Annotated in this window: 29 protein-coding genes and 1 pseudogene; 14 read left to right on the top strand and 16 right to left on the bottom strand. The window is 71.0% G+C overall.

What is annotated here, in order from left to right; translation table 11 throughout:
• Positions 1 to 44: 44 nt before the first annotated feature.
• Positions 45 to 1,037: a 4-hydroxy-3-methylbut-2-enyl diphosphate reductase gene (locus tag ACIBO1_RS01740; protein WP_396740631.1), complete on the bottom strand. Its 993-nt coding sequence runs from the start codon at positions 1,035 to 1,037 to the stop codon at positions 45 to 47.
• Positions 1,038 to 1,157: 120 nt separating this feature from the next.
• Between ACIBO1_RS01740 and xseA the strand changes: the two genes are divergently transcribed.
• Positions 1,158 to 2,411, top strand: a complete 1,254-nt coding sequence (gene xseA / locus ACIBO1_RS01745) for an exodeoxyribonuclease VII large subunit (protein ID WP_396740633.1) — start codon at positions 1,158 to 1,160, stop codon at positions 2,409 to 2,411.
• Positions 2,412 to 2,438: 27 nt separating this feature from the next.
• On the top strand, positions 2,439 to 2,660 hold the full coding sequence (locus ACIBO1_RS01750) for an exodeoxyribonuclease VII small subunit (protein WP_396740635.1): 222 nt from the start codon (positions 2,439 to 2,441) through the stop codon (positions 2,658 to 2,660).
• An 81-nt stretch (positions 2,661 to 2,741) separates the two neighbouring features.
• On the opposite strand, the gene ACIBO1_RS01755 is transcribed toward ACIBO1_RS01750, so the two are convergent.
• Both ACIBO1_RS01755 and ACIBO1_RS01760 read right to left on the bottom strand, forming a co-directional pair.
• Positions 2,742 to 3,578, bottom strand: a complete 837-nt coding sequence (locus ACIBO1_RS01755) for a hypothetical protein (protein WP_396740636.1) — start codon at positions 3,576 to 3,578, stop codon at positions 2,742 to 2,744.
• Positions 3,579 to 3,673: 95 nt separating this feature from the next.
• Entirely contained in the window at positions 3,674 to 4,339 is a 666-nt protein-coding gene (locus ACIBO1_RS01760) for a DUF4245 domain-containing protein (RefSeq protein ID WP_396740638.1), read from the bottom strand.
• A 148-nt stretch (positions 4,340 to 4,487) separates the two neighbouring features.
• Here ACIBO1_RS01760 and glpX point away from each other — a divergent pair, with 148 nt between their 5' ends.
• Together glpX and ACIBO1_RS01770 are read left to right on the top strand one after the other, a co-directional pair.
• Positions 4,488 to 5,519 carry a class II fructose-bisphosphatase gene (gene glpX, locus ACIBO1_RS01765; RefSeq protein WP_396740640.1) on the top strand — a complete coding sequence of 344 codons (1,032 nt, stop codon included), beginning with the start codon at positions 4,488 to 4,490 and terminating at the stop codon, positions 5,517 to 5,519.
• A gap of 29 nt (positions 5,520 to 5,548) precedes the next feature.
• On the top strand, positions 5,549 to 6,589 hold the full coding sequence (locus tag ACIBO1_RS01770; protein WP_396741466.1) for a DMT family transporter: 1,041 nt from the start codon (positions 5,549 to 5,551) through the stop codon (positions 6,587 to 6,589).
• Here the strand turns inward: ACIBO1_RS01770 and ACIBO1_RS01775 are convergent.
• From ACIBO1_RS01775 to ACIBO1_RS01795, 5 genes are all read right to left on the bottom strand, one after another.
• Positions 6,519 to 7,172, bottom strand: a complete 654-nt coding sequence (locus tag ACIBO1_RS01775; RefSeq protein ID WP_131053575.1) for a rhomboid family intramembrane serine protease — start codon at positions 7,170 to 7,172, stop codon at positions 6,519 to 6,521. The genes ACIBO1_RS01770 and ACIBO1_RS01775 overlap by 71 nt on opposite strands.
• A gap of 114 nt (positions 7,173 to 7,286) precedes the next feature.
• Complete coding sequence (locus tag ACIBO1_RS01780; protein WP_396740641.1) at positions 7,287 to 7,967, bottom strand: lytic transglycosylase domain-containing protein; 681 nt, start codon at positions 7,965 to 7,967, stop codon at positions 7,287 to 7,289.
• Between the two features lie 293 nt (positions 7,968 to 8,260).
• Positions 8,261 to 9,676: a PhoH family protein gene (locus ACIBO1_RS01785; RefSeq protein WP_396740643.1), complete on the bottom strand. Its 1,416-nt coding sequence runs from the start codon at positions 9,674 to 9,676 to the stop codon at positions 8,261 to 8,263.
• Positions 9,677 to 10,123: 447 nt separating this feature from the next.
• A complete protein-coding gene (locus ACIBO1_RS01790; RefSeq protein ID WP_396740645.1) occupies positions 10,124 to 10,456 on the bottom strand; it encodes a hypothetical protein in 333 nt (110 codons plus the stop codon).
• A gap of 28 nt (positions 10,457 to 10,484) precedes the next feature.
• On the bottom strand, positions 10,485 to 10,829 hold the full coding sequence (locus ACIBO1_RS01795) for a hypothetical protein (protein WP_350695735.1): 345 nt from the start codon (positions 10,827 to 10,829) through the stop codon (positions 10,485 to 10,487).
• 264 nt (positions 10,830 to 11,093) lie between these two features.
• Between ACIBO1_RS01795 and ACIBO1_RS01800 the strand changes: the two genes are divergently transcribed.
• The 3 genes from ACIBO1_RS01800 (at position 11,094) to otsB (ending at position 12,940) form a co-directional block, all read left to right on the top strand.
• A complete protein-coding gene (locus ACIBO1_RS01800; RefSeq protein WP_396740646.1) occupies positions 11,094 to 11,534 on the top strand; it encodes a helix-turn-helix domain-containing protein in 441 nt (146 codons plus the stop codon).
• Between the two features lie 159 nt (positions 11,535 to 11,693).
• Complete coding sequence (locus tag ACIBO1_RS01805) at positions 11,694 to 12,047, top strand: hypothetical protein (RefSeq protein ID WP_350695737.1); 354 nt, start codon at positions 11,694 to 11,696, stop codon at positions 12,045 to 12,047.
• 68 nt (positions 12,048 to 12,115) lie between these two features.
• Positions 12,116 to 12,940 carry a trehalose-phosphatase gene (gene otsB, locus ACIBO1_RS01810; protein ID WP_350695739.1) on the top strand — a complete coding sequence of 275 codons (825 nt, stop codon included), beginning with the start codon at positions 12,116 to 12,118 and terminating at the stop codon, positions 12,938 to 12,940.
• Between the two features lie 20 nt (positions 12,941 to 12,960).
• Here the strand turns inward: otsB and ACIBO1_RS01815 are convergent, their stop codons facing one another.
• Entirely contained in the window at positions 12,961 to 13,731 is a 771-nt protein-coding gene (locus tag ACIBO1_RS01815; RefSeq protein WP_350695741.1) for an isoprenyl transferase, read from the bottom strand.
• Between the two features lie 42 nt (positions 13,732 to 13,773).
• Here ACIBO1_RS01815 and ACIBO1_RS01820 point away from each other — a divergent pair, with 42 nt between their 5' ends.
• Positions 13,774 to 13,941, top strand: coding sequence for a hypothetical protein (locus ACIBO1_RS01820; protein WP_396740649.1), 168 nt, complete (start codon positions 13,774 to 13,776; stop codon positions 13,939 to 13,941).
• Between the two features lie 38 nt (positions 13,942 to 13,979).
• On the opposite strand, the gene ACIBO1_RS01825 is transcribed toward ACIBO1_RS01820, so the two are convergent.
• Both ACIBO1_RS01825 and ACIBO1_RS01830 read right to left on the bottom strand, forming a co-directional pair.
• The gene (locus tag ACIBO1_RS01825) at positions 13,980 to 14,840 is read right to left on the bottom strand and encodes a hypothetical protein (RefSeq protein WP_396740651.1); all 861 of its coding nucleotides are present in this window, start codon (positions 14,838 to 14,840) and stop codon (positions 13,980 to 13,982) included.
• A 31-nt stretch (positions 14,841 to 14,871) separates the two neighbouring features.
• Positions 14,872 to 16,722: a phosphoenolpyruvate carboxykinase (GTP) gene (locus ACIBO1_RS01830; RefSeq protein WP_396740653.1), complete on the bottom strand. Its 1,851-nt coding sequence runs from the start codon at positions 16,720 to 16,722 to the stop codon at positions 14,872 to 14,874.
• 136 nt (positions 16,723 to 16,858) lie between these two features.
• On the opposite strand from ACIBO1_RS01830, the pseudogene ACIBO1_RS01835 reads away from it, so the two are divergent.
• The 3 genes and pseudogenes from ACIBO1_RS01835 to ACIBO1_RS01845 all read left to right on the top strand — a co-directional run.
• A pseudogene (locus tag ACIBO1_RS01835) lies at positions 16,859 to 16,940 on the top strand (GtrA family protein); the annotation flags it as partial.
• A gap of 208 nt (positions 16,941 to 17,148) precedes the next feature.
• On the top strand, positions 17,149 to 17,676 hold the full coding sequence (locus ACIBO1_RS01840) for a GtrA family protein (RefSeq protein ID WP_396741468.1): 528 nt from the start codon (positions 17,149 to 17,151) through the stop codon (positions 17,674 to 17,676).
• A 99-nt stretch (positions 17,677 to 17,775) separates the two neighbouring features.
• Complete coding sequence (locus tag ACIBO1_RS01845; protein WP_396740655.1) at positions 17,776 to 18,489, top strand: GtrA family protein; 714 nt, start codon at positions 17,776 to 17,778, stop codon at positions 18,487 to 18,489.
• Positions 18,490 to 18,560: 71 nt separating this feature from the next.
• On the opposite strand, the gene ACIBO1_RS01850 is transcribed toward ACIBO1_RS01845, so the two are convergent.
• Both ACIBO1_RS01850 and ACIBO1_RS01855 read right to left on the bottom strand, forming a co-directional pair.
• Complete coding sequence (locus ACIBO1_RS01850) at positions 18,561 to 19,121, bottom strand: PH domain-containing protein (protein ID WP_396740656.1); 561 nt, start codon at positions 19,119 to 19,121, stop codon at positions 18,561 to 18,563.
• 117 nt (positions 19,122 to 19,238) lie between these two features.
• On the bottom strand, positions 19,239 to 20,114 hold the full coding sequence (locus ACIBO1_RS01855) for a biotin--[acetyl-CoA-carboxylase] ligase (protein ID WP_396740658.1): 876 nt from the start codon (positions 20,112 to 20,114) through the stop codon (positions 19,239 to 19,241).
• Positions 20,115 to 20,188: 74 nt separating this feature from the next.
• Between ACIBO1_RS01855 and ACIBO1_RS01860 the strand changes: the two genes are divergently transcribed.
• Positions 20,189 to 21,772 carry an acyl-CoA carboxylase subunit beta gene (locus ACIBO1_RS01860; RefSeq protein WP_396740660.1) on the top strand — a complete coding sequence of 528 codons (1,584 nt, stop codon included), beginning with the start codon at positions 20,189 to 20,191 and terminating at the stop codon, positions 21,770 to 21,772.
• Between the two features lie 72 nt (positions 21,773 to 21,844).
• Here the strand turns inward: ACIBO1_RS01860 and ACIBO1_RS01865 are convergent, their stop codons facing one another.
• On the bottom strand, positions 21,845 to 22,591 hold the full coding sequence (locus ACIBO1_RS01865; protein ID WP_396740662.1) for a M50 family metallopeptidase: 747 nt from the start codon (positions 22,589 to 22,591) through the stop codon (positions 21,845 to 21,847).
• A 131-nt stretch (positions 22,592 to 22,722) separates the two neighbouring features.
• Here ACIBO1_RS01865 and ACIBO1_RS01870 point away from each other — a divergent pair, with 131 nt between their 5' ends.
• Together ACIBO1_RS01870 and ACIBO1_RS01875 are read left to right on the top strand one after the other, a co-directional pair.
• Entirely contained in the window at positions 22,723 to 23,274 is a 552-nt protein-coding gene (locus ACIBO1_RS01870; RefSeq protein WP_396740664.1) for a Uma2 family endonuclease, read from the top strand.
• 97 nt (positions 23,275 to 23,371) lie between these two features.
• Positions 23,372 to 24,127: a GH25 family lysozyme gene (locus ACIBO1_RS01875; RefSeq protein WP_396740665.1), complete on the top strand. Its 756-nt coding sequence runs from the start codon at positions 23,372 to 23,374 to the stop codon at positions 24,125 to 24,127.
• A gap of 79 nt (positions 24,128 to 24,206) precedes the next feature.
• Here the strand turns inward: ACIBO1_RS01875 and ACIBO1_RS01880 are convergent, their stop codons facing one another.
• Together ACIBO1_RS01880 and ACIBO1_RS01885 are read right to left on the bottom strand one after the other, a co-directional pair.
• The gene (locus tag ACIBO1_RS01880; RefSeq protein WP_396740667.1) at positions 24,207 to 24,443 is read right to left on the bottom strand and encodes a hypothetical protein; all 237 of its coding nucleotides are present in this window, start codon (positions 24,441 to 24,443) and stop codon (positions 24,207 to 24,209) included.
• 88 nt (positions 24,444 to 24,531) lie between these two features.
• A complete protein-coding gene (locus ACIBO1_RS01885) occupies positions 24,532 to 26,907 on the bottom strand; it encodes a serine/threonine-protein kinase (protein WP_396740669.1) in 2,376 nt (791 codons plus the stop codon).
• Positions 26,908 to 26,957: the final 50 nt, after the last annotated feature.

Raw genomic sequence — 26,957 nt, forward strand, 5'->3', positions numbered from 1 at the left:
ACGTGTCCGGGAGGTCAGCCGTTCCATCGGCGCGGGCCGACGGATCAACTCTGGGCCGCCGCAGCGGCGGCCTTCATGTCGCGCTTGAGTTCCTGCGGGAGCGAGAAGGTGAGGCGCTCGTTGGCGGTCACCACCTCCTCGACGTCGGCGAAGCCGCGCTCGGCGAGGTGCGTCAGCACCTGCTGCACCAGTTCCTCCGGCACGCTCGCGCCGGAGGTGAGGCCCACCGTCCGGGCGTCGGTCAGCCAGGCGTCGTCGATCTCATGGGCGAAGTCGACCAGGTGTCCGGCGCGGGCACCGGCGTCCAGGGCCACCTCGACCAGCCGTACCGAGTTGGAGGAGTTGCGCGACCCGACCACGAGCACCACGTCACACTCGGCCGCGATCTCCTTGACCACGTGCTGCCGGTTGCTGGTGGCGTAGCAGATGTCGTCGCTGGGCGGGGACTGGAGCAGCGGCAGCCGCTTCTTGAGCCGGGCCACGGTCTCCAGGGTCTCGTCGACCGAGAGCGTGGTCTGCGACAGCCAGACGACCTTGCTCGGGTCGCGCACGGTGACCCGGTCGGCGTCCTCGGGGCCGTCGACCAACTGGATGTGGTCGGGGGCCTCGCCGGAGGTGCCGATCACCTCCTCGTGGCCCTCGTGGCCGATGAGCAGGATGTCGTAGTCCTCGGCGGCGAACCGCTTGGCCTCGTGGTGCACCTTGGTCACCAGCGGGCAGGTCGCGTCGATCGCCTTGAGCGACCGCTCCTTCGCCTGCTCGTAGACCTCGGGCGCCACGCCGTGCGCGGAGAAGATGACGGTGGACCCCTCGGGGACCTCCCCGTTCTCCTCGACGAAGATCGCGCCCTGTGCCTCCAGCGTCCGCACCACGTGCTTGTTGTGCACGATCTCCTTGCGGACGTAGATCGGGGCACCGTAGAGCTTGAGCGCCTCCTCGACGGTCTGCACCGCCCGGTCGACGCCCGCGCAGTATCCACGGGGCTTCGCGAGCAGCACGCGCTTACCGGTCCCGGAAGTCCTCTCGCCCTCAGTCACACCCCCATCGTACGTGCCGCCCGCGCACCCGGCACCGCGCGCGCCCCGCCGCCGACCCCGTCGGCCGCCGCCCCGGCCATGATCAGCGAAGCTGTGGGTGGGTGGGCTTAGGGTGGTCGGGTGAGTACGGGTGGGGGGACGGCGACCGGGAACGGAACGGCTGCCGGCACAGGGGCCAGCACGGCGGAGGAGCCGTGGCCGGTGCGGGTGGTCAGTCAGAAGATCGGCGCCTGGGTGGCGCGCCTGGGCTGGGTCTGGGTGGACGGGCAGGTGGCGCAGATCAGCCGGCGCCCCGGTGCCAGCACGGTGTTCCTCACGCTGCGTGACCCGTCGGCCGACCTGAGTCTGACCGTCACCACCAACCGGGACGTGCTCGACACCGGCGCGCCGGAGTTGCGCGAGGGTGCCCGCGTCGTGCTGCACGCCAAGCCGGAGTTCTACGCGGCCCGGGGCACGCTGAGCCTGCGGGCCGACGAGATCCGACAGGTCGGTCTCGGCGAGCTGCTGGCGCGGCTGGAGAAGCTCAAGAAGCTGCTCGCCGCCGAAGGGTTGTTCGACCGGGCCCGCAAGCGCCGCCCGCCGTTCCTGCCGCAGCGGATCGGGCTGATCACCGGCCGGGCCAGCGCCGCCGAGCGGGACGTGCTGACCAACGCCCGTCGCCGCTGGCCGGCGGTGGAGTTCCGGACGGTGAACGTGGCCGTCCAGGGTGCCGGTGCCGTGCCGCAGATCGTCGACGCGCTCAAGGTGCTGGACGGCGACCCCAGCATCGACGTGATCATCCTGGCCCGGGGCGGTGGCGGCATCGAGGACCTGCTGCCCTTCTCCGACGAGGCTCTGTGCCGGGCGGTGTTCGCCTGCCGTACGCCGGTGGTCAGCGCGATCGGCCACGAGACGGACGCGCCGCTGGTCGACTACGTGGCCGACGTCCGCGCGTCGACCCCCACCGACGCGGCCAAGCGGGTGGTGCCCGACCTGGCCGAGGAGGTACGCCTGATCGGCCAGGCCCGGCACCGGCTACGGCGCGCGGTGCACCACCTGGTCGACCGCGAGTCGCACCGGATCGAGGCCCTGCGCTCCCGGCCGGCGCTGGCCCGCCCGCAGGTGATGGTGGAGCAGCGGGCCGGTGACCTGGCCGCCCTGCGGCAACGGGCCACGCGCTGTCTGGACCACCGCATCGCCGCCGCCGACGACGACCTGCGGCACACCCTGGCCCGGCTGCGCGCCCTCTCACCGGCCGCCACCCTGGACCGGGGGTACGCCATCGTGCAGCGCGCCGACGGCCACGTGGTGCGCGCCGCCGCCGAGGTGACGCCCGGTGACCCGCTGCGCGTACGCGTCGCCGACGGCGAGTTGTCGGCCACCGTGAACCCCTGACCGTGTCGGCCCTGTGGAGAGGGAAGCATGACTGACGAGAAGACCGACGGGTCGGACGAGCGGCTCAGCTACGAACAGGCTCGCGCCGAACTGGCGTCGGTGGTGGAGCGGCTGGAGGCCGGCGGGACGTCGTTGGAGGAGTCGCTGGCCCTGTGGGAGCGCGGCGAGGCGTTGGCGGTGATCTGCCAGCGCCGACTCGACGGCGCACGGGCCCGGATCGACGCCGCCCGCCAGGAGTCGACGACCTGACGTCTGGAAGTACCCCGGACACGACGCGGCGGGAGCCGGAAGGCTCCCGCCGCGTCTCGTCGCTGGCCCGACAGGGGCCGCTCACCTGAACAGGTTGTACAACTCCGGCGGCGCCTCGACGACCTGGTCGGCCGGGGGCTTCTGCGCGGCGGTCGCGCTGCCGTAGTCGCTGTACGTCATCTTGATCTCCTGGCCGGCGGCCGCCCCCGTCGGCGGCATCCGCAGCACCAGTTCGGTGAGTCGGCCCTGCGCGTCGGTGGTGGCGGTGAAGGGCACCGCGCTGGCCTCCGGGCCGAGCGCGGTGATCACGCCCTGGTCCAGCGAGCCGGCCTCGGCGGCCTTGGAGGCGTCGATGGTGCCGGTGAAGTTGCCGTCGCCGGTGCGCTGTACCTCGGTGACCGCCTGGGTGAGCGCGGCGCTCCCGGCCGGGTCGACCTTGTCGAAGTCGAAGCCGAGGTTGCGGTCACCCTGGATCCGGTTCTGGTCGAGGTGCTGGAACTTGCCGAGGTTCAGCCGGTCGAGACCGGGCACGCTGGTCGCCGCGCTTCCCTTCAGGTCCACCTTGACCCAGCTGTCCGGCTTGGCGTGGATCAGGTCGAGGCTGATAGCCAGGTCGTCGGTCGGCTCGCCGAGGCGTACCCGGATCTCGGCGCTCTGGCTCGGCTGGTGCACCTGGCCCTCGGCGACCGAGCCGACGCCGGACATGGTGAACCGGAAGTTGCCGTTGCTGATCTCCTTGGTCGAGTCCAGCAGCGCCTGCTTGGCCTCGGAGTCGGCGGCAGGTGCGCCGGAGCCGGTGGCGGACGGTGTGGCAGCGCCGGTGGCGGGTGCGGTGTCGCCGGAGGTGGTGCAGGCGGCGACTCCGGGCGTGAGCAAGGCGGCGGCCATGAGACCGGCGCTCAGTCTGCGAATGGTCATCGGTGTCTCCCAGCGGGTCACCCGACGCTTCCCGCGCCGGTGGCTCCCCTTTCCTGTTCCCTGCCGACGCCACTCGCAATCACCACGAAGCCCGCTCAATCGACGGCGGTGGCCATCTCGCGCAGTTCGTTGTCCCGGGCGTCACCGACCACGATCACGGTCCGCTCCGGTTCGAGCAGCACCAACGCCTGCTCGTTGCCCCGCCCGGTGTACCGCTGCCAGGCGCCCGACCCGAGGTCGGCCTGTCCCTGCGGCCGGCCCTCCTCGGTCAGCTCGGTGGGCAGCAGCCGCTCCGGCGGCACGTTGCTCTGCACGAGTTGCAGACCCCGACCCTCGGGAGTGAGATAGCCCACCCGCAGGGTCGCGCCCTCCTCGGTGGTCCGGTAGGTCGCGCGGACCGTCTTCCAGCCGTCGGGCAGCCCGGCCGGCTGGGTCACCGGGAAGACGGCGGCCGAGCGCGCCTGCTCGAAGGTGGGCGTCGGGTCGACCGTGCTCGGCTCGTCCCCGCCGAGGAAGCCCCGGGAGAAGGCGATCAGCAGGGCGATCGGGACCAGCAGCACCAGCAGCGAGATGGCCATGTCCCGGGGCCGGCGCTCGGATCGGCCGGGTGCGGCCTCGGCCGCCGGGGGTTCCCCGGCGGTCCGCGCCGACTCCGGCCGCCCCTCGGGTACGTCCGGTCCGGCGGCCCGGTCGACGGTCGGCTGCTCGGCCGTCGACGGCTGGTCTGCGGTTGCGCGGTCGGCAGGCTGTGCGGGTTCCACCGGGCCATTCTCGCAGCCGCCCGACCGGCGGTATCCGGCCCATCACCGCCCCGACCCGGTCGCGGGTCCGCCATCGTGTGAGGATCAGGAACGAAGCCGGCAGCACCCGGCCCGGTCAACCCCGCACCGCCGCGAGGAGGAGCCGTTCATGACGACCGCCAGGACGCGTACCCCACAGAACCTCGACCGCAACATCGCCCTCGACCTGGTCCGGGTGACCGAGGCCGCGGCGATGGCCGCCGGTCGCTGGGTCGGCCGGGGCGACAAGGAGGGCGGCGACGGCGCCGCCGTCGACGCCATGCGCAAGCTGATCAACTCGATCCCGATGAAGGGTGTCGTGGTGATCGGCGAGGGCGAGAAGGACAACGCCCCGATGCTCTTCAACGGCGAGGAGGTCGGCGACGGCACCGGCCCGGAGGTGGACGTCGCGGTCGACCCGATCGACGGCACCACGCTGATGAGCAAGGGCATGCCGAACGCGCTCGCGGTGTTGGCGGTCGCCGAACGGGGTGCGATGTTCGACCCGAGCGCCGTGTTCTACATGGAGAAGCTCGCGGTCGGCCCGGCGTACGCGGACGTGGTCGACATCAACGCCGGGGTGGCCGACAACCTGCGCCGCATCGCCAAGGTCAAGGGCACCGGGGTGGACGAGGTGACGGTCTGCGTACTCGACCGGTCCCGGCACGACGGGCTGGTGGAGGAGATCCGGCGTACCGGCGCGGGCATCCGGTTCATCTCCGACGGCGACATCGCCGGTGTCATCGCCGCCGCCCGGGGCGAGTCCGACGTCGACGTGCTGATGGGCATCGGCGGCACCCCGGAGGGGATCACCGCCGCCTGCGCGCTCAAGTGCATGGGCGGAATGATGCAGGCCAAGCTCTGGCCACGGGACGACGCCGAGCGGGAGAAGGCGCTCGCCGCCGGGCACGACCTGGACCGGGTGCTCACCACCGACGACCTGGTCACCGGGGACAACTGCTTCTTCGTGGCGACCGGTGTCACCTCCGGTGACCTGCTGAAGGGTGTGCGCTACCGCTCGGGTGGGGCGTACACGCAGTCGATCGTGATGCGGTCCAAGAGCGGCACGATCCGGGTGATCGACTCGTTCCACAAGTTGGAGAAGCTGGCGCTCTACTCGGCGGTGGACTTCGACGGCCGCCCCCTGGACGAACAGGCTTGAGTCAGGGCGCGACGGCGACCGGGCCGACGGTGTCGGCCGATCGGCGGGCCGGTGCCGTGGCGCTGGGTGCCGTCGCCGGGGTCGCCGTCGCCGTCCAGTCGCGGATCAACGGCGAGCTGGGCGTACGCGTCGACGACGGGATCGCCGCCGCGCTGGTCTCGTTCGGCGTGGGGCTGGTGGTGCTGGTGGTCCTCGGGTTCGCGACCGCGAACGGACGCCGGGGCCTGGCCGCGCTGCGCGCCGCGCTCGGCACCGGCGGGCTGCGGGTCTGGCAGTGCCTCGGCGGCGTCTGCGGGGCCTTCCTCGTCTTCACCCAGGGCGCCACGGTCGGTGCGCTCGGCGTCGCCGTGTTCACCGTGGCGGTGGTGGCCGGCCAGTCCGGCAGCAGCCTGGCCGTGGACCGGGCCGGGGTCGGCCCGAGCGGGCGGCAGCCGGTGACGCTCCCCCGGCTCGCCGGTGCGGTACTCACCGTGGCGGCGGTGCTGCTGGCCGTCGGTGACCGGCTGGCCGAGCCGGCCGCTCTCGGTCTGGCCCTGCTGCCGCTGCTGGCCGGCTTCGGGGTGGCCTGGCAGCAGGCGGTGAACGGACGGGTCCGCGAGGCGACCGGGAGCACGGTGACGGCCACGCTGGTCAACTTCGTCGTCGGCACGGCGGCCCTGTCGGCCGTCTTCGCGGTCAGCCTCGTCGTGCGCGGCGTACCCGACGGTGTCCTGCCCGCCGAGCCGTGGCTCTATCTGGGCGGACCGATCGGGGTGACCTTCATCGCGGTGGCGGCGGCGGTGGTCCGCTTCACCGGCGTGCTGCTGCTCGGCCTGGCCACCGTCGCCGGCCAGATCGTCGGCGCGGTGCTGCTGGACGTGCTGCTGCCGTCCGCCGACACCCGCCCGCCCGCGAACACGGTGCTCGGCGCGGCGCTCACCCTGGTCGCGGTGGTGATCGCCGCGCTCGGTGGGCGGATCGCCGCCACCGCCCGAGCCCGGCGGCGCGGGGACACCGAGGTCAGGGCATCGTCATCGGGGACTCGGAGCGGTACGGCCCGTCGAGGTCGGTCCGACGGCGTCGGAAGATGATCGCGGCCACGATGCCTCCGAGCAGCCCGAACAGGTGCCCCTGCCAGGAGATCCGCTCGTCGGTGGGCAGGACGCCGACCAACTGACCGCCGTAGAGCAGACCGACCAGCAGGAAGACGGCGAAGTTCCACCAGCTCCGCTCGAAGATGCCCCGGGTCAGCAGGATGCCGAGGTAGCCGAAGATGACGCCGCTGGCGCCGACCACGATCGTGTTGGGCGAGCCGGTGAACCACACACCCAATCCACTGACCAGCACGATCACCAGGGTCGACCAGAGGAACCGCCGGGCGCCCGCGGCCAGTACGAAGGTGCCGAGCAGGATAAGCGGGATGCTGTTGCTGTAGAGGTGGTCGAAGCCGTGGTGCAGGAACGGTGAGAAGAAGACGCCGTCCAGCCCGTCGATGCGCTGCGGGATGATGCCGGCGGCGGCGTCGAAGCCGGCGCCCAGCCACTGGTCGAGGCCCTCGATCAGGAAGAGGACCGGCACCACCGCGCACATGGCGACGAAGGCTCGGCCGATGGAGGCGTAGAACGCATCGGTGCCGAACCGGTGGGGGTCGCCGCTTCCGGGCTGCAGGGTCACCCGTCAAGAGCTATCAGCAATCGCGGACAGCCGCCACTTTTCGCCGACCACCGAGACGACGGCGGCGGTACGCGAGTGCCGCGTACCGCCGCCGTCGACGTGCTCAGGTGGGACTCAGTAGTAGCCCGAACTCTGCGACTTCGCCCACGCGCCGCAGGGGTTGCTGTACCGGCCCTTGATGTAGCCGAGCCCCCAGGTGATCTGGGTGGCCGGGTTGGTCTGCCAGTCGGCGCCGACCGAGGCCATCTTGTTGCCCGGGTACGCCTGCGGGATGCCGTAGGCGCCGGAGGAGGGGTTGCGGGCCTTGTGGTTCCAGCCGCTCTCCTTGTTCCACAGCTTGTCGAGGCAGGGGAACTGGTCGATCTTGAAGCCTGCGTCGATCATCATGGCGCAACCGATCTTGCGGTTGCCGCCGTACTCCGCGCAGGAGGCGGGGATCGGGCCGTCGTACGGCCGGGCGGCACGCGCCGCGGCGGCCTCTTCTCGGGCCTTCCGCTCCTCCTCGGCCTTCTTGCGCGCCGCCTCTTCGGCCTTGCGGGCCTTCTCGGCGGCGGCACGGGCCCGCTTCCTGGTCTCGGTGGCCTGCTCCCGAGCGGCGCGTACCTGGCGGGAGACCTGCTGCGGCTCCTGCCGGTACTCGACGTCGATCTCGGTGACGCTCCCGGCTACCTGCGCGCCTGGGCCCTGGCGCTGAGACTGGCGGTCCTCGCTGAGGTAGAAACCGCCGGCCACGCCCATGCTCAGCAGCGCGACGGCTGTGGCGCGGGCGGTGAACCGGCTCCATGGCCGACTCACGTGGTGATCCCTTCGTCGGGGTCAGGGACGCGGCATGACCATGGCCGTTCCGGGCCGAGGCGTGCCGCGAGCGCCCGCCACCGGTGAGGCCGGTGGCCGAAGACGCACCCCGTCCGCTTCCCGGCGAATCGGTCGACCCCCCTCGTGGGGTGACGAACGATCACCAACGATGCGTCAGGTGCGTGGGCGCCCGCTGGACACCATCGCGCACGGTGAGGCTTATGGGAAACCGCCAGCCTCGATTGTGACATGGGTCACGGGAAATAAGAGCCTTAAAACACCCTAAACGGGCGTCATTGGGGGACATCCTCCAGTAGGTCGGTCACCATCGCGGCGATCGGAGATCGCTCCGAACGGCTGAGCGTGACGTGCGCGAACAGGTGATGGCCCTTGAGTGCCTCGATGACGGCGGTGACGCCGTCGTGACGGCCGACGCGCAGGTTGTCCCGCTGCGCGACGTCGTGGGTCAGCACCACCCGCGAGCCCTGGCCGATCCGGGACAGGACGGTCAACAGGACACCCCGCTCCAACGACTGCGCCTCGTCCACGATGACGAACGCGTCGTGCAGGCTCCGGCCCCGGATGTGGGTCAGCGGCAGCACCTCGAGCAGCCCTCGGGAGGTGACCTCCTCCAGGACGTTCTCGTGGATCACCGCGCCGAGCGTGTCGAAGACCGCCTGCGCCCAGGGCGACATCTTCTCCGACTCCGAACCGGGCAGGTAGCCCAGTTCCTGGCCGCCGACGGCGTACAGGGGGCGGAAGACGATCACCTTCTTGTGCCGGCGACGCTCCATCACCGCCTCCAGCCCCGCGCAGAGCGCCAGGGCGGACTTGCCGGTGCCGGCCCGGCCGCCGAGCGAGACGATGCCGATCGACTCGTCGAGCAACAGGTCCAGGGCGATCCGCTGCTCCGCCGAGCGCCCGTGCACCCCGAACGCCTCCCGGTCGCCGCGCACCAGCCGTACGGTCTTGTCCGGCAGCACCCGGGCGAGCGCCGAACCCCGGGCGGAGTGCAGCACCAGCCCGGTGTGGCAGGGCAGGCCGGCGGCGTCGTCCACGTCGATGGTCTCGCCGCCGTAGAGCCGGGAGATGTCCTCCTCGCCCAACTCCAGCTCCGCCATCCCGGTCCAGGTCGGGTCGCTCGCCTGGCCGTGCCGGTACTCGTCGGCCCGCAGCCCGACCGAGGCGGCCTTGACCCGCAACGGCATGTCCTTGCTGACCAGCGTCACCTCCCGCCCCTCGGCGGCGAGGTTCAACGCGACCGAGAGGATCCGGGCGTCGTTGGACTCGTTGCGGAATCCGGGCGGCAGCACCCCGTCGTCGGTGTGGTTCAGCTCCACCCGCAGCGTGCCGCCGACGTCGTTGGCGGGTATCGGCCGGTCCAGCCGGCCGTGGCGTACCCGCAACTCGTCCAGCATGCGCAGCGACTGTCGGGCGAACCAGCCCAGCTCGGGATGGTGTCGTTTGCCCTCCAGCTCGGAGATCACCACCAGTGGCAGCACCACCTCGTGCTCGGCGAAGCGATGGAACGCCGCCGGGTCGCTGAGCAGTACGGAGGTGTCCAGGACGAAGGATTGGCCCGCTGGTCGGGGCTCCCTGGTGTCCGCCGACCCGGCCGCCGCGGTCCGGCGGCTACGGGTGGTGCGGCGAGTCGTGGCAGTCGAGGCCGGGCTCTGGTCGGCACCGGGGGTAGTACGGCGAGTCGTCACAGGCCTGCTCCGGCGGATGGGCACCCGGCCACCCGCGGTCCGCCTCCTCCGGTGCCCGACTGACACGGGGTCGGATGCGGGCCCCGTGTGCGAGGTCGCAGGCCGGGCGGGCCGGCTGGCTCGGGACAATCCCGCGCCATGCCTAGACGCTAGCCGCCCGCACCCGTCCCGGCTAGGGCCTGTGTCGAAGTCCTCGGTCGAGCCGAGGCGGAGTCCAGGCGGCGGTCCGGCAAGGCGGGAATTGGTCCGGATACCGGTGTTGTATCCGGACCAATTCCCAACGCGGCCGGTCGTCGCTTGGGCCCGCCGCAGGCCGGCCAGGGACTTCGACACAGGCCCTCGTGGCCTTTCGTTAACTGCTGGTGCCACGAACGGGTCAGGCGGCGGACCGGCCGGGATGCATGCCCCCTGCGCGCATCCCGGCCGGTGGACCCACCGTCACCGGACTCAGCCGCTTCGCCGGACCAGGGTGGTGGTCGGGTGCCGCCCGACGACCGAGGCGGCCGGCTCCGTGAACGACGATCCGGTGTACGTGGTGCCGGGTCGGACCGCACCGGCGGACACCCGCTTGGCGGGCGCGGTGACCGCGAGGGCGGTGGCGATCGCCGCCTGCGCGTCCCGGCGGCGCCGGTTCCACGCTCCCCGGTCACCGTCGAAGTACCCCTGCCGGTAGCCGAAGCGGTAGCCGATCCGATAGCTGAGCTGCCCGTGCAGGCGGCCGGCGGCGTAGCTGGTGGCGGCCAGCACCAGGACGAGGAAGATCGCGAGGAACGGGCTCATCCGGCGGCTCCGGTCCCTCGCCCGCCCGTCACTTCTCCTCCGGTTCGACCGTGGTGGGGTCGGCGATCAGCAACCGGTCGAGATCGTCGGTGCCGATCTCCTCGACCAGCTCGACGCTGATCCGGCAGCCGTCCAGCACCACCTCGGCCACCGAGGACCGGCGGATCTCCCCACCGGCGTCGTAGACCCGGACGCTGAGTTCCGGGCAGCCGAGGTGGGTACGCCAGGCGTTCCACTCGGCCCGGTCGCCGACGGACAGCGACAGGTAGCGACAGCCCCGGGCGAGATAGAGCCGCCACGGAGCGATCAGGCCGGCGGCGACCCCCTCCGCGATCAGACCGAACGCCTGGGCACGGGTCGCGAGTTCGGTCACCACTCCCCCCTTGCACCGAGCGCGTGACGCAGCTGAGCACCTATCGTCTCATTCACGTGACACACCGTAGGTTGTCCCATGAGCGTGACAGTATCAGCTTTTCGTTCGTTTGCCTCCACACCCACGGACATCTATCCTGCCCAGGTGACACCCCTCAGGAACAGTGCTTCATCCCGAATTGTCAGGTCAGTATCCGCGTCACGCAAGCGTGACAAAGACGTGCCCGGGACTTCTCTCCGGGCCCATTCGCCGTACGGTCACCAGGTGACCGAGACGGCCAACGCGCGGAAGATCGCCTTTGCCACCTTCGTCCGACGAGCCATCGAGGAGGCCCGGGCCACCCGAGCGTGGAGCGGCACCGAGGTCTCCCGGCGCACCGGCGTCTCGCGCCAGACCATCAACCGCTGGGTCCGCGGCGACTGGGCCAGCGACCCGGAGGCGGAACGGGTGGTGGCGTTCTGCGAGGGGCTCGGGCTCGACCCGGCCGCCGCCTTCGCGGCGCTCGGCTGGGACCGCACCGCGTCGCGCCGGTCCGCCCCGCCACCACCGCCGATGGACCCGGACGTCGAGGCGCTCCTGCGCCGACTGGTCGACCCGGAGGTCTCCGACGCGGAGAAGTTCCACATTAGAGAAACCATTCGTTATCTCGCATATCGCCCGACCCTGCCGGCCGCTGTCCGAAAACGAGGCGACGCCGCCAGCTAGTTCCTCAGATGGCGAAAGAACGGCAGGTCAGCCTCATTCGTTTCGCTACGGGGTCGGAACGGGCGCGCTAGCGTCCGTATTCGTACTGCTTGGGCTCGTCGTCGGCGGGGGGACGGGACAAGGCCGAACCCAGCCCTGCGGGACAGAAGGGGGTCTGTCATGACCCTGAAATGGATGACGGTCGTGGTCGCGGCGGTCTCGTTGACGCTGTGCGTCACCGGGAACGCGGTCACCCTGGCCCTGAACGGCGGGCAGCTTCCCCTGCTCGTGAACCTCTTCGCCCTCGCCACCGCGGCCACCGCGATCGTCCTGGCCGTCCTCGCCGAGCTGCACGACCGGCTCGACGACCGGCTCACCGCGCTCACCGAGTTCCTGGTGGAGCGGCTCCGGGAGATCGAGGCCCACACCGGCGACCGGAACTCCGGTTTCGTGGAGGGCTACCTGCTCAGCCACGGCCAGGAAGCCGCCGTCGTGCCCTTCGTACGTCGGGGACGGGGAGCCGCCGAACGCTGACCCCGCCCGGCGACCGCGCCGGATCCACGCCAGGAATGACCGGCCGAACCCGGGGTACGCTGACGCGCGTGCCACCGTTGAATCTGGGCAACCAGACGCCGAAGACCCCGTTGAACGCCGACCAGGCCTGGCAGACGACCGCCGACCGGGCAGCCGAGACCATCCTCTTCTTCGACTTCGACGGCACACTCGCGCCAGTGGCCGACGACCCCACGCAGGTGCAACCCGCGCCGAAGGTGCTTGCCGCGATCGAGACACTCGCCCCGGTCGTACGGCGGATCGCGATCGTCTCCGCACGTCCGGTGGAGTTCCTGCGCGAGCACTTCGGCGGCCTGACCGGCGTCGACCTCTATGGGCTCTACGGCCTGGAGCACAGCCACTCGGGCGGCGAGACCGTCACCGAGCCGGCCGCGCTGCCCTGGGTGCCGACCATGGCCGAACTCGCCGACCTGGCCCGGGCCGAGCTGCCGCCGGGTGCCCTCGTCGAGTACAAGCGGCTCTCCGTGGCGCTGCACTGGCGTACCGCCCCGCAGTTGGCCGCCACCGTCGAGGAGTGGGGTCGTGCCCAGGCCGAGCGCCTCGGCCTGCGGTTGCAGGTGGGGCGGATGGTGCTGGAGATCAAACCGCCGGTCGACCGGGACAAGGGCATGGTGATCGGCGAGCTGGTGCAGGGCGTCGGCGGTGCCTGGTATTTCGGCGACGACGTCTCGGACATCAAGGCCTTCGCCGCGCTGCGGGCCCGCGCCGCCGACGACCCCGACTTCCTGGGCGTCTGCGTCGCGGTGGCCAACCCGGAGACCGGTGACGAGGTCGCCGAGGCCGCCGACCTCACCATCGACTCCCCCGCCGCGCTGGGCGACTTCCTCACCCAGGCCACCCACCACCTCACCTGAGGCGTGCTCCGGTACGGCGGTCAGACGCCGTACCGGCGCTGGCGGGTGGCGTACGAACGCAGGGCGCGGAGGAAGTCGACGCGGCGGAAGTCCGGCCAGTTGAGTTCGCAGAAATAGAACTCCGAGTGCGCCGACTGCCAGAGCATGAAGCCCGACATGCGCTGCTCGCCGCTGGTCCGGATGATCAGATCCGGGTCCGGCAGCCCTCGGGTGTAGAGGTGCTCGGAGATGTCGTCGACGTCCAGCGAGCCGGCCAGATCCTCCAGCGTGCCGCCGTTCGCCGCGTGCTCCAGCAGCAGCGAGCGCACCGCGTCGGTGATCTCCCGCCGGCCGCCGTACCCGACCGCGATGTTGACCTGGGCGCCGCCGCTGCGGTCCCGGGTGCGCTCCTCGGCGGCCTTGAGCGCGGCGGCGTGCTGCGCGGGCAGCACGTCCAGCGCGCCGACCATCCGCAGCCGCCACGGGTTGCCCTGCTCGGCCAGCTCGGTGGTCAGGTCCTCGATGATCTGGAGCAGCGGGTCGAGCTGCTCCGCCGGCCGCGACAGGTTGTCGGTGGAGAGCAGCCAGAGCGTCACGTGCCCGACACCGGCGGCGTCGCACCAGCGCAGCAGTTCCTTGATGCGCTCCGCACCCATCCGGTGCCCGTCGTTGGGGTCCACCAACCCCATCTCCCGGGCCCACCTACGGTTGCCGTCACACATCACGCCCACGTGCTGCGGCACCTGACGGCCCGCGAGCTTGGCGGTCAGCCGCCGCTCGTAGACGGAGTAGAGAATTTTCCGCAGAGTCATCACCATGCAGGGTAGCGAGCCCCCACCCGGATCGGAGTGCCGGTGGCCGACACCACGCCGCAGTCCGTTAGCGCCGCCCCGCACCCCGCCCACCACCTGCGCCGACCCCACCACCGCCGGGTCCGCCGCGCCTCCTTCGTAGCCGCCGCGCCGCCGCGCTACGGACACCCGACGAGACGTCCGACCCGGCAGCAGGTCGGACACCGGTGACGCGACGGACACGGCGGACCGGGCGGACGCGGCGGGGATCAGGTCGGGGATGTCGGGGCGGGGACGCGGGCGGCCCGGCGTACGCCGTAGACGGCGAGAACGGCGGCGGCGACCAGTGGGGCGCCGTCCCGGACCAGACCGTCGACGCCGAGCAGCCACCAGCACAGCGGCAGGTCGACCGCGAGTACGGCGACGCTGACCACCACGAGCAGGGTGCCCGCCCAGCGTTTGCCGCGCAGCAGGAAGGCGGTGCAGAACAGCACCAGATAGCTGGTCGCGATCCCGGCGCCCAGCCAGAACAGCACCGCCGGCACGGCCAACAGTTGGCCGTCGAGGATCCCGGCGGTGGCGACCAGGGCGGGCACCAGCATCAGCGGGCTGTAGGTGAACGCGGCGACCCGGCTGGTCAGCAGCCAGGCATTCGCCTCGGGGCGGCGCGGCGGCGTCTCGCGCCAGGAGATGCCGGAGCGGTCGATCACCAGTCGGGAACGGTGCCGGACCAGGTGCCCGGCGACCGCCGGGGACCGGTACAGCAGCCAGACCACGGTGGCGCAGAGCGCGGTGAGCAGGGCGAAGCCGAGCAGACCGGGCAGCGGTGGCACGCCCTGCCGCGGCACGATCAACCGACCCACCGCGAAGACCGTGGTGATCGCCAGGATCAGGCCGAGCGGGCGGGCCACCGTCCGGCCCCGGCGTACGTGGCCGATCAGCAACAGGAAGCCGAACGAGCGCAGCATCGCCCAACCGGTCCGCACCGCCAGCCCGAAGCCCTGCTCCGGCGCGTACCACCAGTTGAGCACCTCGACCACGACGGTGGCCGCTGCGGTCACGGCGAGCAGTGCGGTCAGTGCCCGGACGGCGGACGGCCGCCGGACCTCGGTCTCGGCGGCCGTCCTCATGGGATCCGATGATGCCCGGATCCGGCGTCGATCACACCCCGCGCTGCGGCTGCTCCGCGTCGAGTCGGGCGCGTAGGGCGTCCAACTCGGCCCAGAGGACACCGGGCAGCTTGTCGCCGAACTTCTCGAACCACTCGGTGACCAGCGGCAGCTCGTCGCGCCACTCCGCCGGGTCCACCTTCAGCGCGATCCGGACGTCCTCCGGCGTCATGTCCAGACCGTCGACGTCGAGCGCGTCGGGCGTCGGGACCATGCCGATCGGGGTCTCCACGGCCTCGGCCCGACCCTCGATCCGCTCGATGACCCACTTGAGGACGCGCGAGTTCTCGCCGAAGCCGGGCCAGAGGAAGTTGCCCTCCGGGTCCTTGCGGAACCAGTTGACGTAGTAGACGCTGGGCAGCTTCGACTCGTCGCCGTCGGTGCCCTTGCCCATCTCGATCCAGTGCCGGAAGTAGTCACCGGCGTGGTAGCCGATGAACGGCAGCATCGCCATCGGGTCACGCCGCACCACGCCGACCGCGCCGGAGGCGGCGGCGGTGGTCTCCGAGGAGAGCGTGGCACCCATGTAGACGCCGTGCACCCAGTCCCGCGCCTCGGTCACCAGCGGGACGGTGTCCCGCCGCCGGCCGCCGAACAGGATCGCGTCGATCGGGACGCCGTTCGGGTCGAAGTAGTCGTCGGCGAGGATCGGGCACTGGGTGATCGGGGTGCAGAACCGGCTGTTCGCGTGCGAGGAGAGGTTCTCGCTCTCCGGCGTCCAGTCGTTGCCCTTCCAGTCGATCAGGTGCGCCGGCGGCTCGCCGAGGCCCTCCCACCAGATGTCGCCGTCGTCGGTCAGGGCGACGTTGGTGAAGACCGAGTTGCCCTGCTCCAGCGTCCGCATCGCGTTGGCGTTGGTCTTCCAGTCGGTGCCGGGCGCGACGCCGAACAGCCCGTACTCCGGGTTGACCGCGTAGAGCCGGCCGTCCGGACCGAAGCGCATCCAGGCGATGTCGTCGCCGATCGTCTCGACCTTCCAACCCGGGATGGTCGGCTCCAGCATGGCCAGGTTGGTCTTGCCGCAGGCGGACGGGAACGCGCCGGCGATGTGGTAGACCCGACCCTCCGGCGAGGTGATCTTGAGGATCAGCATGTGCTCGGCGAGCCAGCCCTCGTCCCGCCCCATCACGCTGGCGATCCGCAGCGAGTAGCACTTCTTGCCGAGCAGCGAGTTGCCGCCGTACCCGGAACCGTAGGACCAGATCTCCCGGCTCTCCGGGAAGTGCGAGATGTACTTGGTCTCGTTGCACGGCCAGGCGACGTCCTGCTGGCCCGGGGCGAGCGGCGCGCCGATCGAGTGCAGCGCGCGGACGAAGTCCGCGTCGTCGCCCATCGCCTCCAGGATCTTGGCACCCATCCGGGTCATGATCCGCATGGACGCGACCACGTACGGGCTGTCGGTGATCTCGACACCGAACATGGGCTTCTCGGCCTCGACCGGGCCCATGACGAACGGGATGACGTACATCGTCCGTCCGCGCATCGAACCGCGGTAGAGGGGGGTCATGGTCCGCTTCATCTCGGCGGGGGCCATCCAGTTGTTGGTGGGCCCGGCATCCGCTTCGTCCACGGAGCAGATGAAGGTGCGCTCCTCGACCCGTGCGACATCCGTCGGGTCGGTGCGGGCGTAGAACGAGTTGGGCTTCTTCTCGGGGTTCAACCGGATGAGCGTGCCCGCATCGACGAGTTCGTCGGTGAGGCGACGCCATTCCTGATCGGAGCCGTCCACCCAGACGACCTGCTCAGGGGTGGTCAGTTCAGCGACCTCACGGACCCAGGCGAGAAGTTTGGGGTGGGACGTCGGGGCCTGATCGATTCCCCTGACGGTGGCCGGAGCAACCATGACACATCTCCTTGTGGTCGACGCTGACCGGTCTATGGAGTGCACGAGTCTCGGCGCCGCGATGCGTCGCCTTCGTGGAAACATGGGATTGGGCTCAGCGTAAACCGATGTACAGCCCCAGTCAGTGGGACTGGTTGTGAAGAACTGCACAAGGTGCGGCCACGCTGCGGCATCACGAGCCTTTACCCGCTTTCACGCGCAGTTTCACGCAAATCCTGCGGCCGACCTGAGGTCGACGGCCCTACGGCAAAGAGTCACAGGTCACTTTTCGACTTCGTGAGCGGAAGGGGAAAACAACACCGAATCACAGCCGCCCGGTTACGCTCCGTTCGTGCCTGTCTGCACCGTCACCCCGGTGGGCCCCGATGGCCGTCGCTCCCCGATCGCGACCCCGGCAACCGGTACGCTCGCACGGTGGCCGCCACAATGACCGGGGAGCCCGGCTCCCCGCAGACCCGTACGGGTCTGGTCCACTCCCTGGTCGACCGGTTCGGTCACCTCGTACGGGAGATGAGCAAGTTCGCGACCGTGGGCGGCATCGCCTTCGTCATGGACTTCGCCCTGTTCAACTACCTGATCGGCCCGCAGAGCGTCGAGCAGGTCACCGCCAAGACCATCGCCACTGTCGTCGCGGCGACCTTCGCCTTCCTGGGCAACCGGTTCTGGACCTGGCGGCACCGCAAGCGCTCCAACCCGGCCCGCGAGTACGCGCTGTTCTTCTTCTTCAACGCGGTGGGCCTGGGCATCGCGGTGGGGTGCCTGGCCATCAGCAGGTACGGGCTGGGCAGCATCTGGCCGGAGATCTTCCAGACCCGCCTGGCCGACAACATCGCCAGCTTCGTCGTCGGCACCGGGCTCGGGACGCTGTTCCGTTTCTGGTCGTACCGACGGTTCGTCTTCGTCGAAGCGGGAACCCCGACCGGTACGGAAGCGAACCCGGACCGGGACGCGTGACCTGCCGCCCACCGGTCCCGTCAGAGCATGCTGGCCCGTCAAGGTCAGTCGATCCGTCCGAGCCCGCCGTACCCAGCCCACTGCCCTAAGGTGTTGCCCATGCCTCTCGTCCGTCTGCTGCCTGAGCGCTGGCAGAAGTTCATCCACGAGGCGCTCAAATTCGGCCTGGTCGGCGGCGTCAACACGGTCATCAATTACGCCGTGTTCAACGCGCTCGCACTCACCGTCTTCGTCGATGGACAGTTGAAGGCGACGGTCGTGGCCACCCTGGTGGCCACGATCACGTCATACCTGATGAATCGACACTGGACGTATCGCGATCGGCCGAAATCGGCCATGCAGCGCGAGTACGCCCTGTTCTTCCTCTTCAACGGCGTGGGCCTGCTGATCGAGCTGGGTGTGCTGGCCGCCGCCAAGTACGGGCTGGGCGTCACCAGCCTGCTGGCGCTGAACGTCGCCAAGACGGTCGGTGTGGTGCTGGCGACACTGTTCCGCTTCTGGTCGTACCGCACCTTCGTCTTCCAGCCGGCACCGGCGGTCGAGCCCACCCAGACGTGGTCCGGGCTGCCGCGCGACGAGTGGGACACGATGGCCGAGATGGACCCGGTGGCCGAACTCGCCGAGGCCATGACGGAGCTGGAGGAGGAGGAACCACCGGCCACTCCGCCACCCGCACCGCCTCTGGCGGTGCAACCCCGGCCGACGCCGATGGCCCGGGAGGCCGAGCTGGCGGCGCTGGACAGGGAGTTGGAAGACGAGTTGGCCGCCCAGCTCCAACCGGCTCCCGCACCACGCCGGTTCCGGCGTCGCTGACCCGGACCACGAAAACGCCCGCCGGCACTCGCCGACGGGCGTTTCGCATGTCCAGGCGCGGGTGAACCGGCTCAGAGGCCGCCGCCCTTGTTGTCCCGCTCGGCAAGGATCTCGCGCAGTTCGCCGTCGCCCAGCGAGTGCTTGTCGTGGAACGCCTCGACCAGCTCGTACAGCTTCGTCTGCACCCGGTCCACCTTGGGCACGTCCGGAAGCACGGACTGTCCGCGTTCGCCGGCCGACTCGATGGTGAGCGTGCCGTAGCCGAGCAGCCGCCCGACGAACTGCTGGTTCATCGAGTGGTCGTTGACCCGGCTGAGCGGAATGTCCCGCCGCTCGCGGGAGAAGACACCGTGCTGCAGCACCACCCGCTCGTTGGTGAACAGGAAGTGCGTGGTGCGCCAACCGATCCAGGGCCAGACGGTCAGCACCAGGACGGCCAGCAGCGCCAGGCCACCGATCACGGCGAGCGTGATCGAGCCGCCCCCACCGGCGGGCAGGAACAGCACACCGGCCGCCACCGCGGCGATGGCGAGCACCAGCACCACCACCGGACGGACCATCGTCTTCCAGTGCGGATGCAGGTGCAGCACGACGTGCTCGTCTTCGGTGAGCACGTCCTCGGGGAACGCCACGGAAACCTCCTCGCAGGAACGGACGCGCAGACCGTAACCCCCCGGTGCCACCGGCTCACATCCGCCACGCGGCCGACCTCGGCGGCGTACCCCGCCGTCGATTCGGCTCGGCCGGAATCAGCGCAGGTGGAGGACGTCGGCGGCGGCCAGGGCGCGTTCCCCGGCGGCGGTGGTGACCAGAAGCCGACCGTCGAGGTCGACCCCGGTGGCGGTGCCGGTGAGTTCCGTGCCGTCGGGCAGGAAGGCCCGCACCTCGCGGCCCACGGTGCCGCAGACCGCCAGGTACGCGTCCCGCAGGCCGCAGGCGACCGCGTCCCCGTCGGCGGCACGCCAGCGGGCGTACCAGTCGGCGACCGACCGCAGCAGGGCCCGCAGCAGCGGGTCCCGGTCGGTGGCCGCCGCACCGGCCAGTTGCAGCGAGGTGGCCGGCAGGCCGGTCGGATGCTCCGGCAGTTCGTCGGCGCGCAGCGTGACGTTCAGCCCCACACCGAGCACGATCGCGGGCGGATCGTCGAGACCGGGGCCGGGCACCGCCTCGGCGAGGATCCCGGCGCACTTGGCGTCCCCGAGCAGCAGGTCGTTGGGCCACTTGAGGGTGGCGTCGAGTTCCGCCAACAGGGTCACCGCCTCGACCAGCGCGACACCGGCCAGCAGCGGCAGCCAGCCGTACCCGGCCGGTGGTGCCGGCGACCAGGCGCGGTCCGGCGCGGCCTGGCCGGGCCGCAGCAGCACGCTGGTCGCGATGCCGGCGCGCGGCGGTGACTGCCAGGCGCGCCCGCGCCGCCCCCGCCCGGCGCTCTGCCGCTCGGCGACGACGACGAGACCCTCCGGCTCCCCCGTCCGGGCCGCCTCGGCGACGTCGGCGTTCGTGGAACCGGTCTCGACCTTCAGTTCCAGCCGCGTCCACGGGCCGTACGGCGCGACCAGCGCCCGGCGCAGCCGGGCCGCCGACAGCGGCGGACGATCGAGGTCGGTGTACGGCGAATCCGGCATCCGGCCAGCCTACGGGCCACGGATGAGGCGAACTGCACAGCGGCGGCGACCTGAACCATCGTTATATTCCCAGGGTGACTACCGAGACCGGGACCAACATCCACAGCACCGCGGGCAAGCTGGCGGACCTGGCACGACGGGTCGACGAGGCGGTGAACGCCGGGTCGGCCCGCGCGGTCGAGAAGCAGCACGCCCGGGGCAAGAAGACCGCCCGGGAGCGGATCGAGATGCTGCTCGACGAGGGCTCCTTCGTCGAGCTGGACGAGTTCGCCCGGCACCGGTCCACCAACTTCGGTCTGGACCGCTCCCGCCCGTACGGCGACGGCGTGATCACCGGCTACGGCACCGTGGACGGCCGGCAGATCTGTGTCTTCGCCCAGGACTTCACGGTCTTCGGCGGCTCCCTCGGCGAGGTCTTCGGGCAGAAGATCGTCAAGGTGATGGACCTGGCCATGAAGATCGGCTGCCCGGTCGTCGGCATCAACGACTCCGGTGGCGCCCGCATCCAGGAGGGGGTGGTGTCGCTCGGCCTCTACGGCGAGATCTTCTTCCGCAACGTACGCGCCAGCGGCGTCATCCCGCAGATCTCGCTCATCATGGGCCCGTGCGCCGGTGGGGCGGTCTACTCCCCGGCGGTCACCGACTTCACCGTGATGGTCGACCAGACCTCGCACATGTTCATCACCGGCCCGGACGTGATCAAGACGGTCACCGGCGAGGACGTGGGCATGGAGGACCTCGGCGGGGCCCGCACCCACAACACCCGCAGCGGCAACGCGCACTACCTCGCCTCCGACGAGTCCGACGCGGTCGACTACGTCAAGGCGCTGCTGTCCCACCTGCCCGCCAACAACCTGGACGAGCCGCCGGTCTTCGACTCCCCGGCGGAGCTGTCCGTCACCGACGCCGACCGCGAGTTGGACACGCTCGTCCCGGACTCGGCCAACCAGCCGTACGACATGCACCGGGTGCTCGAACACGTCCTCGACGACGGGGAGTTCCTGGAGGTCCAGCCGCTCTACGCGCAGAACATGGTGGTCGGCTTCGGTCGGGTCGAGGGACGTCCGGTGGGTGTGGTCGCCAACCAGCCGATGCACTTCGCCGGCACGCTGGACATCGCGGCCAGCGAGAAGGCGGCCCGGTTCGTGCGTACCTGCGACGCCTTCAACATCCCGGTGCTGACCTTCGTGGACGTACCCGGGTTCCTGCCCGGCACCGGTCAGGAGTGGGACGGCATCATCCGTCGGGGCGCCAAGCTCATCTACGCGTACGCCGAGGCCACCGTGCCGAAGGTCACCGTGATCACCCGCAAGGCGTACGGCGGGGCGTACGACGTGATGGGTTCCAAGCACCTGGGGGCGGACCTCAACTTCGCCTGGCCGACCGCGCAGATCGCGGTGATGGGTGCCCAGGGCGCGGTGAACATCCTCTACCGGCAGGAGTTGGCCGCCGCCGAGGACCCGGCCGCGGTCCGGGCCGAGAAGATCGCCGAGTACGAGGACACCCTGGCCAATCCGTACGTGGCGGCCGAGCGCGGGTACGTGGACGCGGTGATCCCGCCGCACGAGACGCGGATCCAGATCGTCCGCGCCCTGCGGGTGCTTCGCACCAAGCGCGAGACGCTCCCGCCCAAGAAGCACGGCAACATTCCGCTCTAGGGGTTGGGTGTAAGGAGGGGTCCCCTGCTAACGCCTCGTGCATAGCAGGGGACCCCTCCTAACATCCGCAGCTCACCAGGGGACGATGCCGGCGTCGGTGAGCAGCGGCCCGGCCAGCATCCGGCCGCCCACCACCAGCACGACGACGTTGACGATGCCGAAGAGCAGCACCCAGAAGAACGGCGGCAGCGGCGTGATGCCCGCCAACTGGTCGGCGTCGGAGGCCGGCATCCCGCGCCGGGTCCGCAGCCGCTGCAACTCCACCACCGGGCGTACGCCGCCGAGCAGCAGGAACCACACGCCGGTCCAGGCGAAGGCGGCCTGCACCTGCGGGCTGGCGTACCAGGAGATCGCGAGCACCGCACCACAGGTGACCACCAGCGTGAGCGCCCCGTACACGTTGCGGATCATGATCAGCATCGCCAGCAGCAGGACCACCGCGAGCCAGAGCAGCAGCGTGATCCGGTTTCCGGCGAGCAGCCACGCCCCGCCCAGGCCGACCAGCGGCGGGGCGAGGTATCCGGCGAGCAGGGTGAGCACCATGCCCGGTCCGGTGGGGCGCCCGGCCGAGAGCGTGAGGCCCGAGGTGTCCGAGTGCAGCCGGATGCCGTGCAGCTTGCGGCCGGTGAGTACGGCGGCCAGCGCGTGACCGCCCTCGTGCGCGATCGTGATGGCGTTGCGGGCGATCCGCCAGGGCAGCCGGGTGGAGACCACCACCAGCGCGACCAGGCCGGTCAGCAGCACAAGCAGCGGGGGCGGGTCGGGCTGCGCGCCGAGCAGACGGTCCCAGAACGCGGTCATGCCCTCGATCGACACCATGGGGCGGCAGCCTACGCCCGCAGGCCGGGGCGGCCCCAGGGCGGGCTGTCTCCTTCGGCGTCGGTGCCGGGGCACCCGCCCGTATCGTGTGAGACTGACCGGGTGGCGATCGGACCAGGAGGTGAACGGCGGTGAGCGCGGCCCCTCTGGAACCCCATGTCGGCCTCTGGACAGAGGTCGAGTACTTCGCCATGGGCGACACCCACGACCGGATCGAGCTGCTCGACGGGAGCCTGATCGTGGGCCCTGCCCCGAGCAAGCGACACCAACTCGTGTCGCGCCGGTTGGCGAACAGCATCGACGCGGCGGTCGAGTCGACGGGCCTGACGGTCTTCGAGGCGGTCAACCTTCGTCTCGGGCCGGACCGGATCGCGATTCCGGACATCGTCGTGGCGGACACCGACGACGAGGGCACGGTGATCGAGGCGGCCGAGGTGACGCTCGTGTGCGAGATCGTCTCGCCCGGCAACGCCGCTGCGGACCGCGTGCTCAAGATGCAGCTCTACGCGATCGCGCACATCCCGTGGTATCTGTTGGTCGAGCAGGACGGGGAGACGCATTCGCTGCGGTTGCACCGGCTCGACGGCGGCCATTACGTCGAGGAGCGGGTGGCCAAGGCGGGCGAGACGCTCGCTCTCAACGAGCCCTTCCGGTGGCAGGTCGACCCGGCCACCCTGCGTTGACTCTTTCCGCATTGAAAGTTTTCTTAGTATCTCTTGCCTTGGCGGGCATTCACCTTCAAAGATGTCTGTCTATCGACAGTCGTCTCAGGAGGACGCCATGGGTCGGACCAGACCAACGCTGCGCCGGCTGACCGCCGCCGCGCTCACCGTGCTCGCGACCGCTGCTGCCGGGCTCGTCGCCACCGCGACCCCCGCTGCGGCGGCCACCGTGCCGGGCATCGACGTCTCGCGCTACCAGGGCACCATCAACTGGACGAGCGTCCGCAACGCGGGCGTCCAGTTCGCCTTCATCAAGGCCACCGAGGGTACGAGCTACAAGGACCCGAACTTCAACACGAACTACGTCAACGCGTACAACGCCGGGGTGATCCGGGGCGCGTACCACTTCGCCCGGCCGAACATCTCCTCCGGCGCCGTTCAGGCGAACTACCTGGCCTCCAACGGCGGCGCGTGGTCGGCCGACAGCCGTACGCTTCCGGCCGCGCTGGACCTGGAGGCGAATCCGTACAGCGGCGGCTACTGCTACGGCCTGAGCACCACCGGGATGCGCAACTGGGTGCAGGACTTCCTGAACACCTATCGCTCGCGCACCGGCCGCTACGCGGTCATCTACACCACCACCAGCTTCTGGAACCAGTGCACCGGCAGTTGGACCGGCCCCTGGAGCAACCACCCGCTCTGGGTCGCCCGATGGTCCTCCTCGGTCGGCGCGCTGCCGGCCGGCGCCCCGGTCTGGAGCTTCTGGCAGTACACCGATTCGGGCAGCGTCGCCGGCATCAGCGGCGCGGTCGACCGCAACTACTGGAACGGCGACCGCAACCGCCTGATCGCCCTGGCCAACAACACCGCCTGAGACACGTGACGACGGCGGGTCGACGTCCACCGAATGGGTCGGGACGTCGGCCCGCCGCCGTCGCGCGACTACCGCCGGTTCAGGCCCGCCGCCGCGCGGCGAGCGCCACGGGTACGCCGACACCGCCGTGCCGGGCCACCGTGCCCCGACGGGTGACGGCCCATCCCACGTACGCGGCCCCGGCGAGCGTCATGACGCTCAGCAACGTGGCCAGCAACGCGATGCCGAAGGTGGCGAACAGCAGTACGCCGACACCCACCACCGCGATCGTCCACAGTGCCAGTCGGGGTCGGGCATCTCTTGGTCGGTAACCCATCTCGGGCCTCCCTTCCATCCTTCGAGATCAGGTACCCCGAACGACGGAAGGTCATGCCTCATCTCGATCGCCCTGTTGCCGATCGCTCTCAGTCCTGGCGGTCCGGCACGAACTCGCGGAACGCCGTCTCGAAGTTCGGCAACTGCGCGTCCCACTCGCTGTTCGGCACCTCCCAGCGCAGGGCGAAACCCCGGTTGCTGGCGGTGACGAAGCCCCGATTGCGTACCCGCAACTCGACCCCGTTGCGGGTCTGGTTCCAGTCCCAGTCGGCGCAGGTCCGCCACTTGCAGTCGATCGTCCTGATGTTGATCAACCGGTAGTTCTGCACGCCACGGACGTTCTTCCGACCCGGTTCGAGCTGCCGCCAGGTGGCCGCCGCGTCCCGCTGCGGCGACGAGGTGCGGTCGATGGTCAGCTCGCTGACGCCGTTCGGGTCGCGGTACTTGACCCAGGTGGAGCCGGAACTGCGCCGCCATCCGTTCGGCACCGCGACCTTGAAGCCCACCGGGTCGTTCTGCAACGTCCAGCCCTCGGGCAGGCCGCCCGCAGCGCTCTCCGACGGGGTGGGCGACGGGGACGCCGACGGGGAGGCGCTGGGCGGTGCGGCAGAGGTCGGTGGTGGCGCGGCCGGCTCCGAGGTCGGCGGCGCGGACGACTCGGACGTGCCCGCCGCGTCCTGCGGGGTGTTTCCGTCGTCGTCACCGCTGGTGAGCAGCGGAACCGCCACCACCAGGCCGACGAGCAGCAGCGCGACAAGCGCGCCGACCAGCACGGCACGGCGGGTGCGCTCGGATCGCAGTTGGCCGGCCTTGAAGACGGAACCGCGAGCCGGTGCCGCCGGGCTCACCGGCGCCGACGGCATCAGCGAGGTCGAGGCGGGCGCGACGGGGGTGGCGGCCGTCGCGGGAACCGGCGGATCGACCCGACGGGTCGGCTCGCCCGAGCCGGACCGGTCGGTCGTCGCGCTCGCGTCGGCCTGCGCGTTCGCCTCCACGGCGGGACCGTCGACCTTGGTGACGTCGGCCGAGGCAGCGGTTGCCCCGCTGCTCGTGGCGGACAGCACCGTCGCGTCGGTGCCATCCGGCGTCGTCGGCGTACCGGCCGGGGTGGTGCCCTCGTCGACCTGGCCGGCGGAGTCGTCGTCGCCAGTCGCGGTGTCCGTGGCGGACGTGTCCGACCCGGCAGCCGGGCCGGTGTCCGACGCGGACGACGCCGCGTCCGTACTCGACGCCGACTCCGCACCGGCGGCCCCGGCAGCGGACGACGCCGCGGCCACCTTCGTCGTCGGGTCCGCATTCTGACCAGCATCGACCTTCGCGGTCAGGTCGGCGTCCACCTTCGTGGTCGGATCGGCGTCCGCGCCGGTGGGCGCCGCGACCTTCGCCGTCGGCGCGGCGTCGGATACCGGCGGCTTTCCGGCCGTCGCACCCGAGCCCGACGGACCGGAGGTGGCCGCGCCGGCTGCGGCAGCGCCCGCCGCGAGCGGACCCACGGCCGGTGGCGTACGGGGCACGGGCGGGGTGACCGGCGGCGTCGGCCGCTCCCCCGACGGGCGAGGCGCGGGCACCAGCGGCTGACGCGGTTCACGCGGCCCGTTCGGCCCCGGCCGGCGTACGCCGTCGAGCAGTGAGATGCCCCGACTCCGCTTACCGCTGGCCCGCCGCAGCATCCGCTCGGCCGACTCGGCGGTGATCCGCTCCTCGGGGTCCTTGCGGAGCAGCCCGGCGAGCACCTGCTTGAGCGGTCCGGCGTTACGGGCCGGCGGCACCGGTTCGGTGGCGAGCGCGGCCAACGTGCTGATCGCCGACGGTCGGGCGAACGGGGACTTGCCCTCCACGGCGGCGTAGAGAGTGGCACCCAGCGACCACAGGTCCGCCTCCGGGCCGGTGGTGCCGTCCCGGGCGCGCTCGGGCGAGATGTACGCCGGTGAGCCCAGCACCATGCCGGTGCGCGTGACGTTCGGGTCGCCGGGGATCGTGGCCAGGCCGAAGTCGGTCAGCACCACCCGACCGTCGGTGCCGAGCAGCACGTTGCCGGGCTTGACGTCGCGGTGCATGATGCCGGCCTTGTGCGCCGCCTTCAGGGCGTTGAGCACGCCCAGCCCGATCTGCACCGCCTGGGCCGCCGGCACCGGCCCGTCCTCGGCGAGGGTGTCCTGCAACGAGCGGGACGCGACGTACTCCATCACGATCCACGGGTCACCGTCGGTGCGGAGCACGTCGAAGATGCGTACCACGTTGATGTTGTTGAGGCGGGCGATGGCGCGCGCCTCCCGCAGCGAGCGCTCGCGCATCTCGCGGCGCTCGTCGTTGGTCAGGCCCGGCGGCGGGACCAACTCCTTGATGGCGACGTCGCGGTGCAGCACCTCGTCGCGCGCCTTCCATACCCGGCCCATGCCGCCCTGACCGAGCGGCGAGAGGAGCCGGTACCGGTCGGCGACGAGTTGGGGGGAAGGCTCAGACATCGCTGAGACGGTACCCGGCAGCCCTGACGCTCACACCGTCGGCACGCCAC

The organism is Micromonospora sp. NPDC049903 (genome assembly GCF_044460945.1).
GTDB lineage: Bacteria > Actinomycetota > Actinomycetes > Mycobacteriales > Micromonosporaceae > Micromonospora.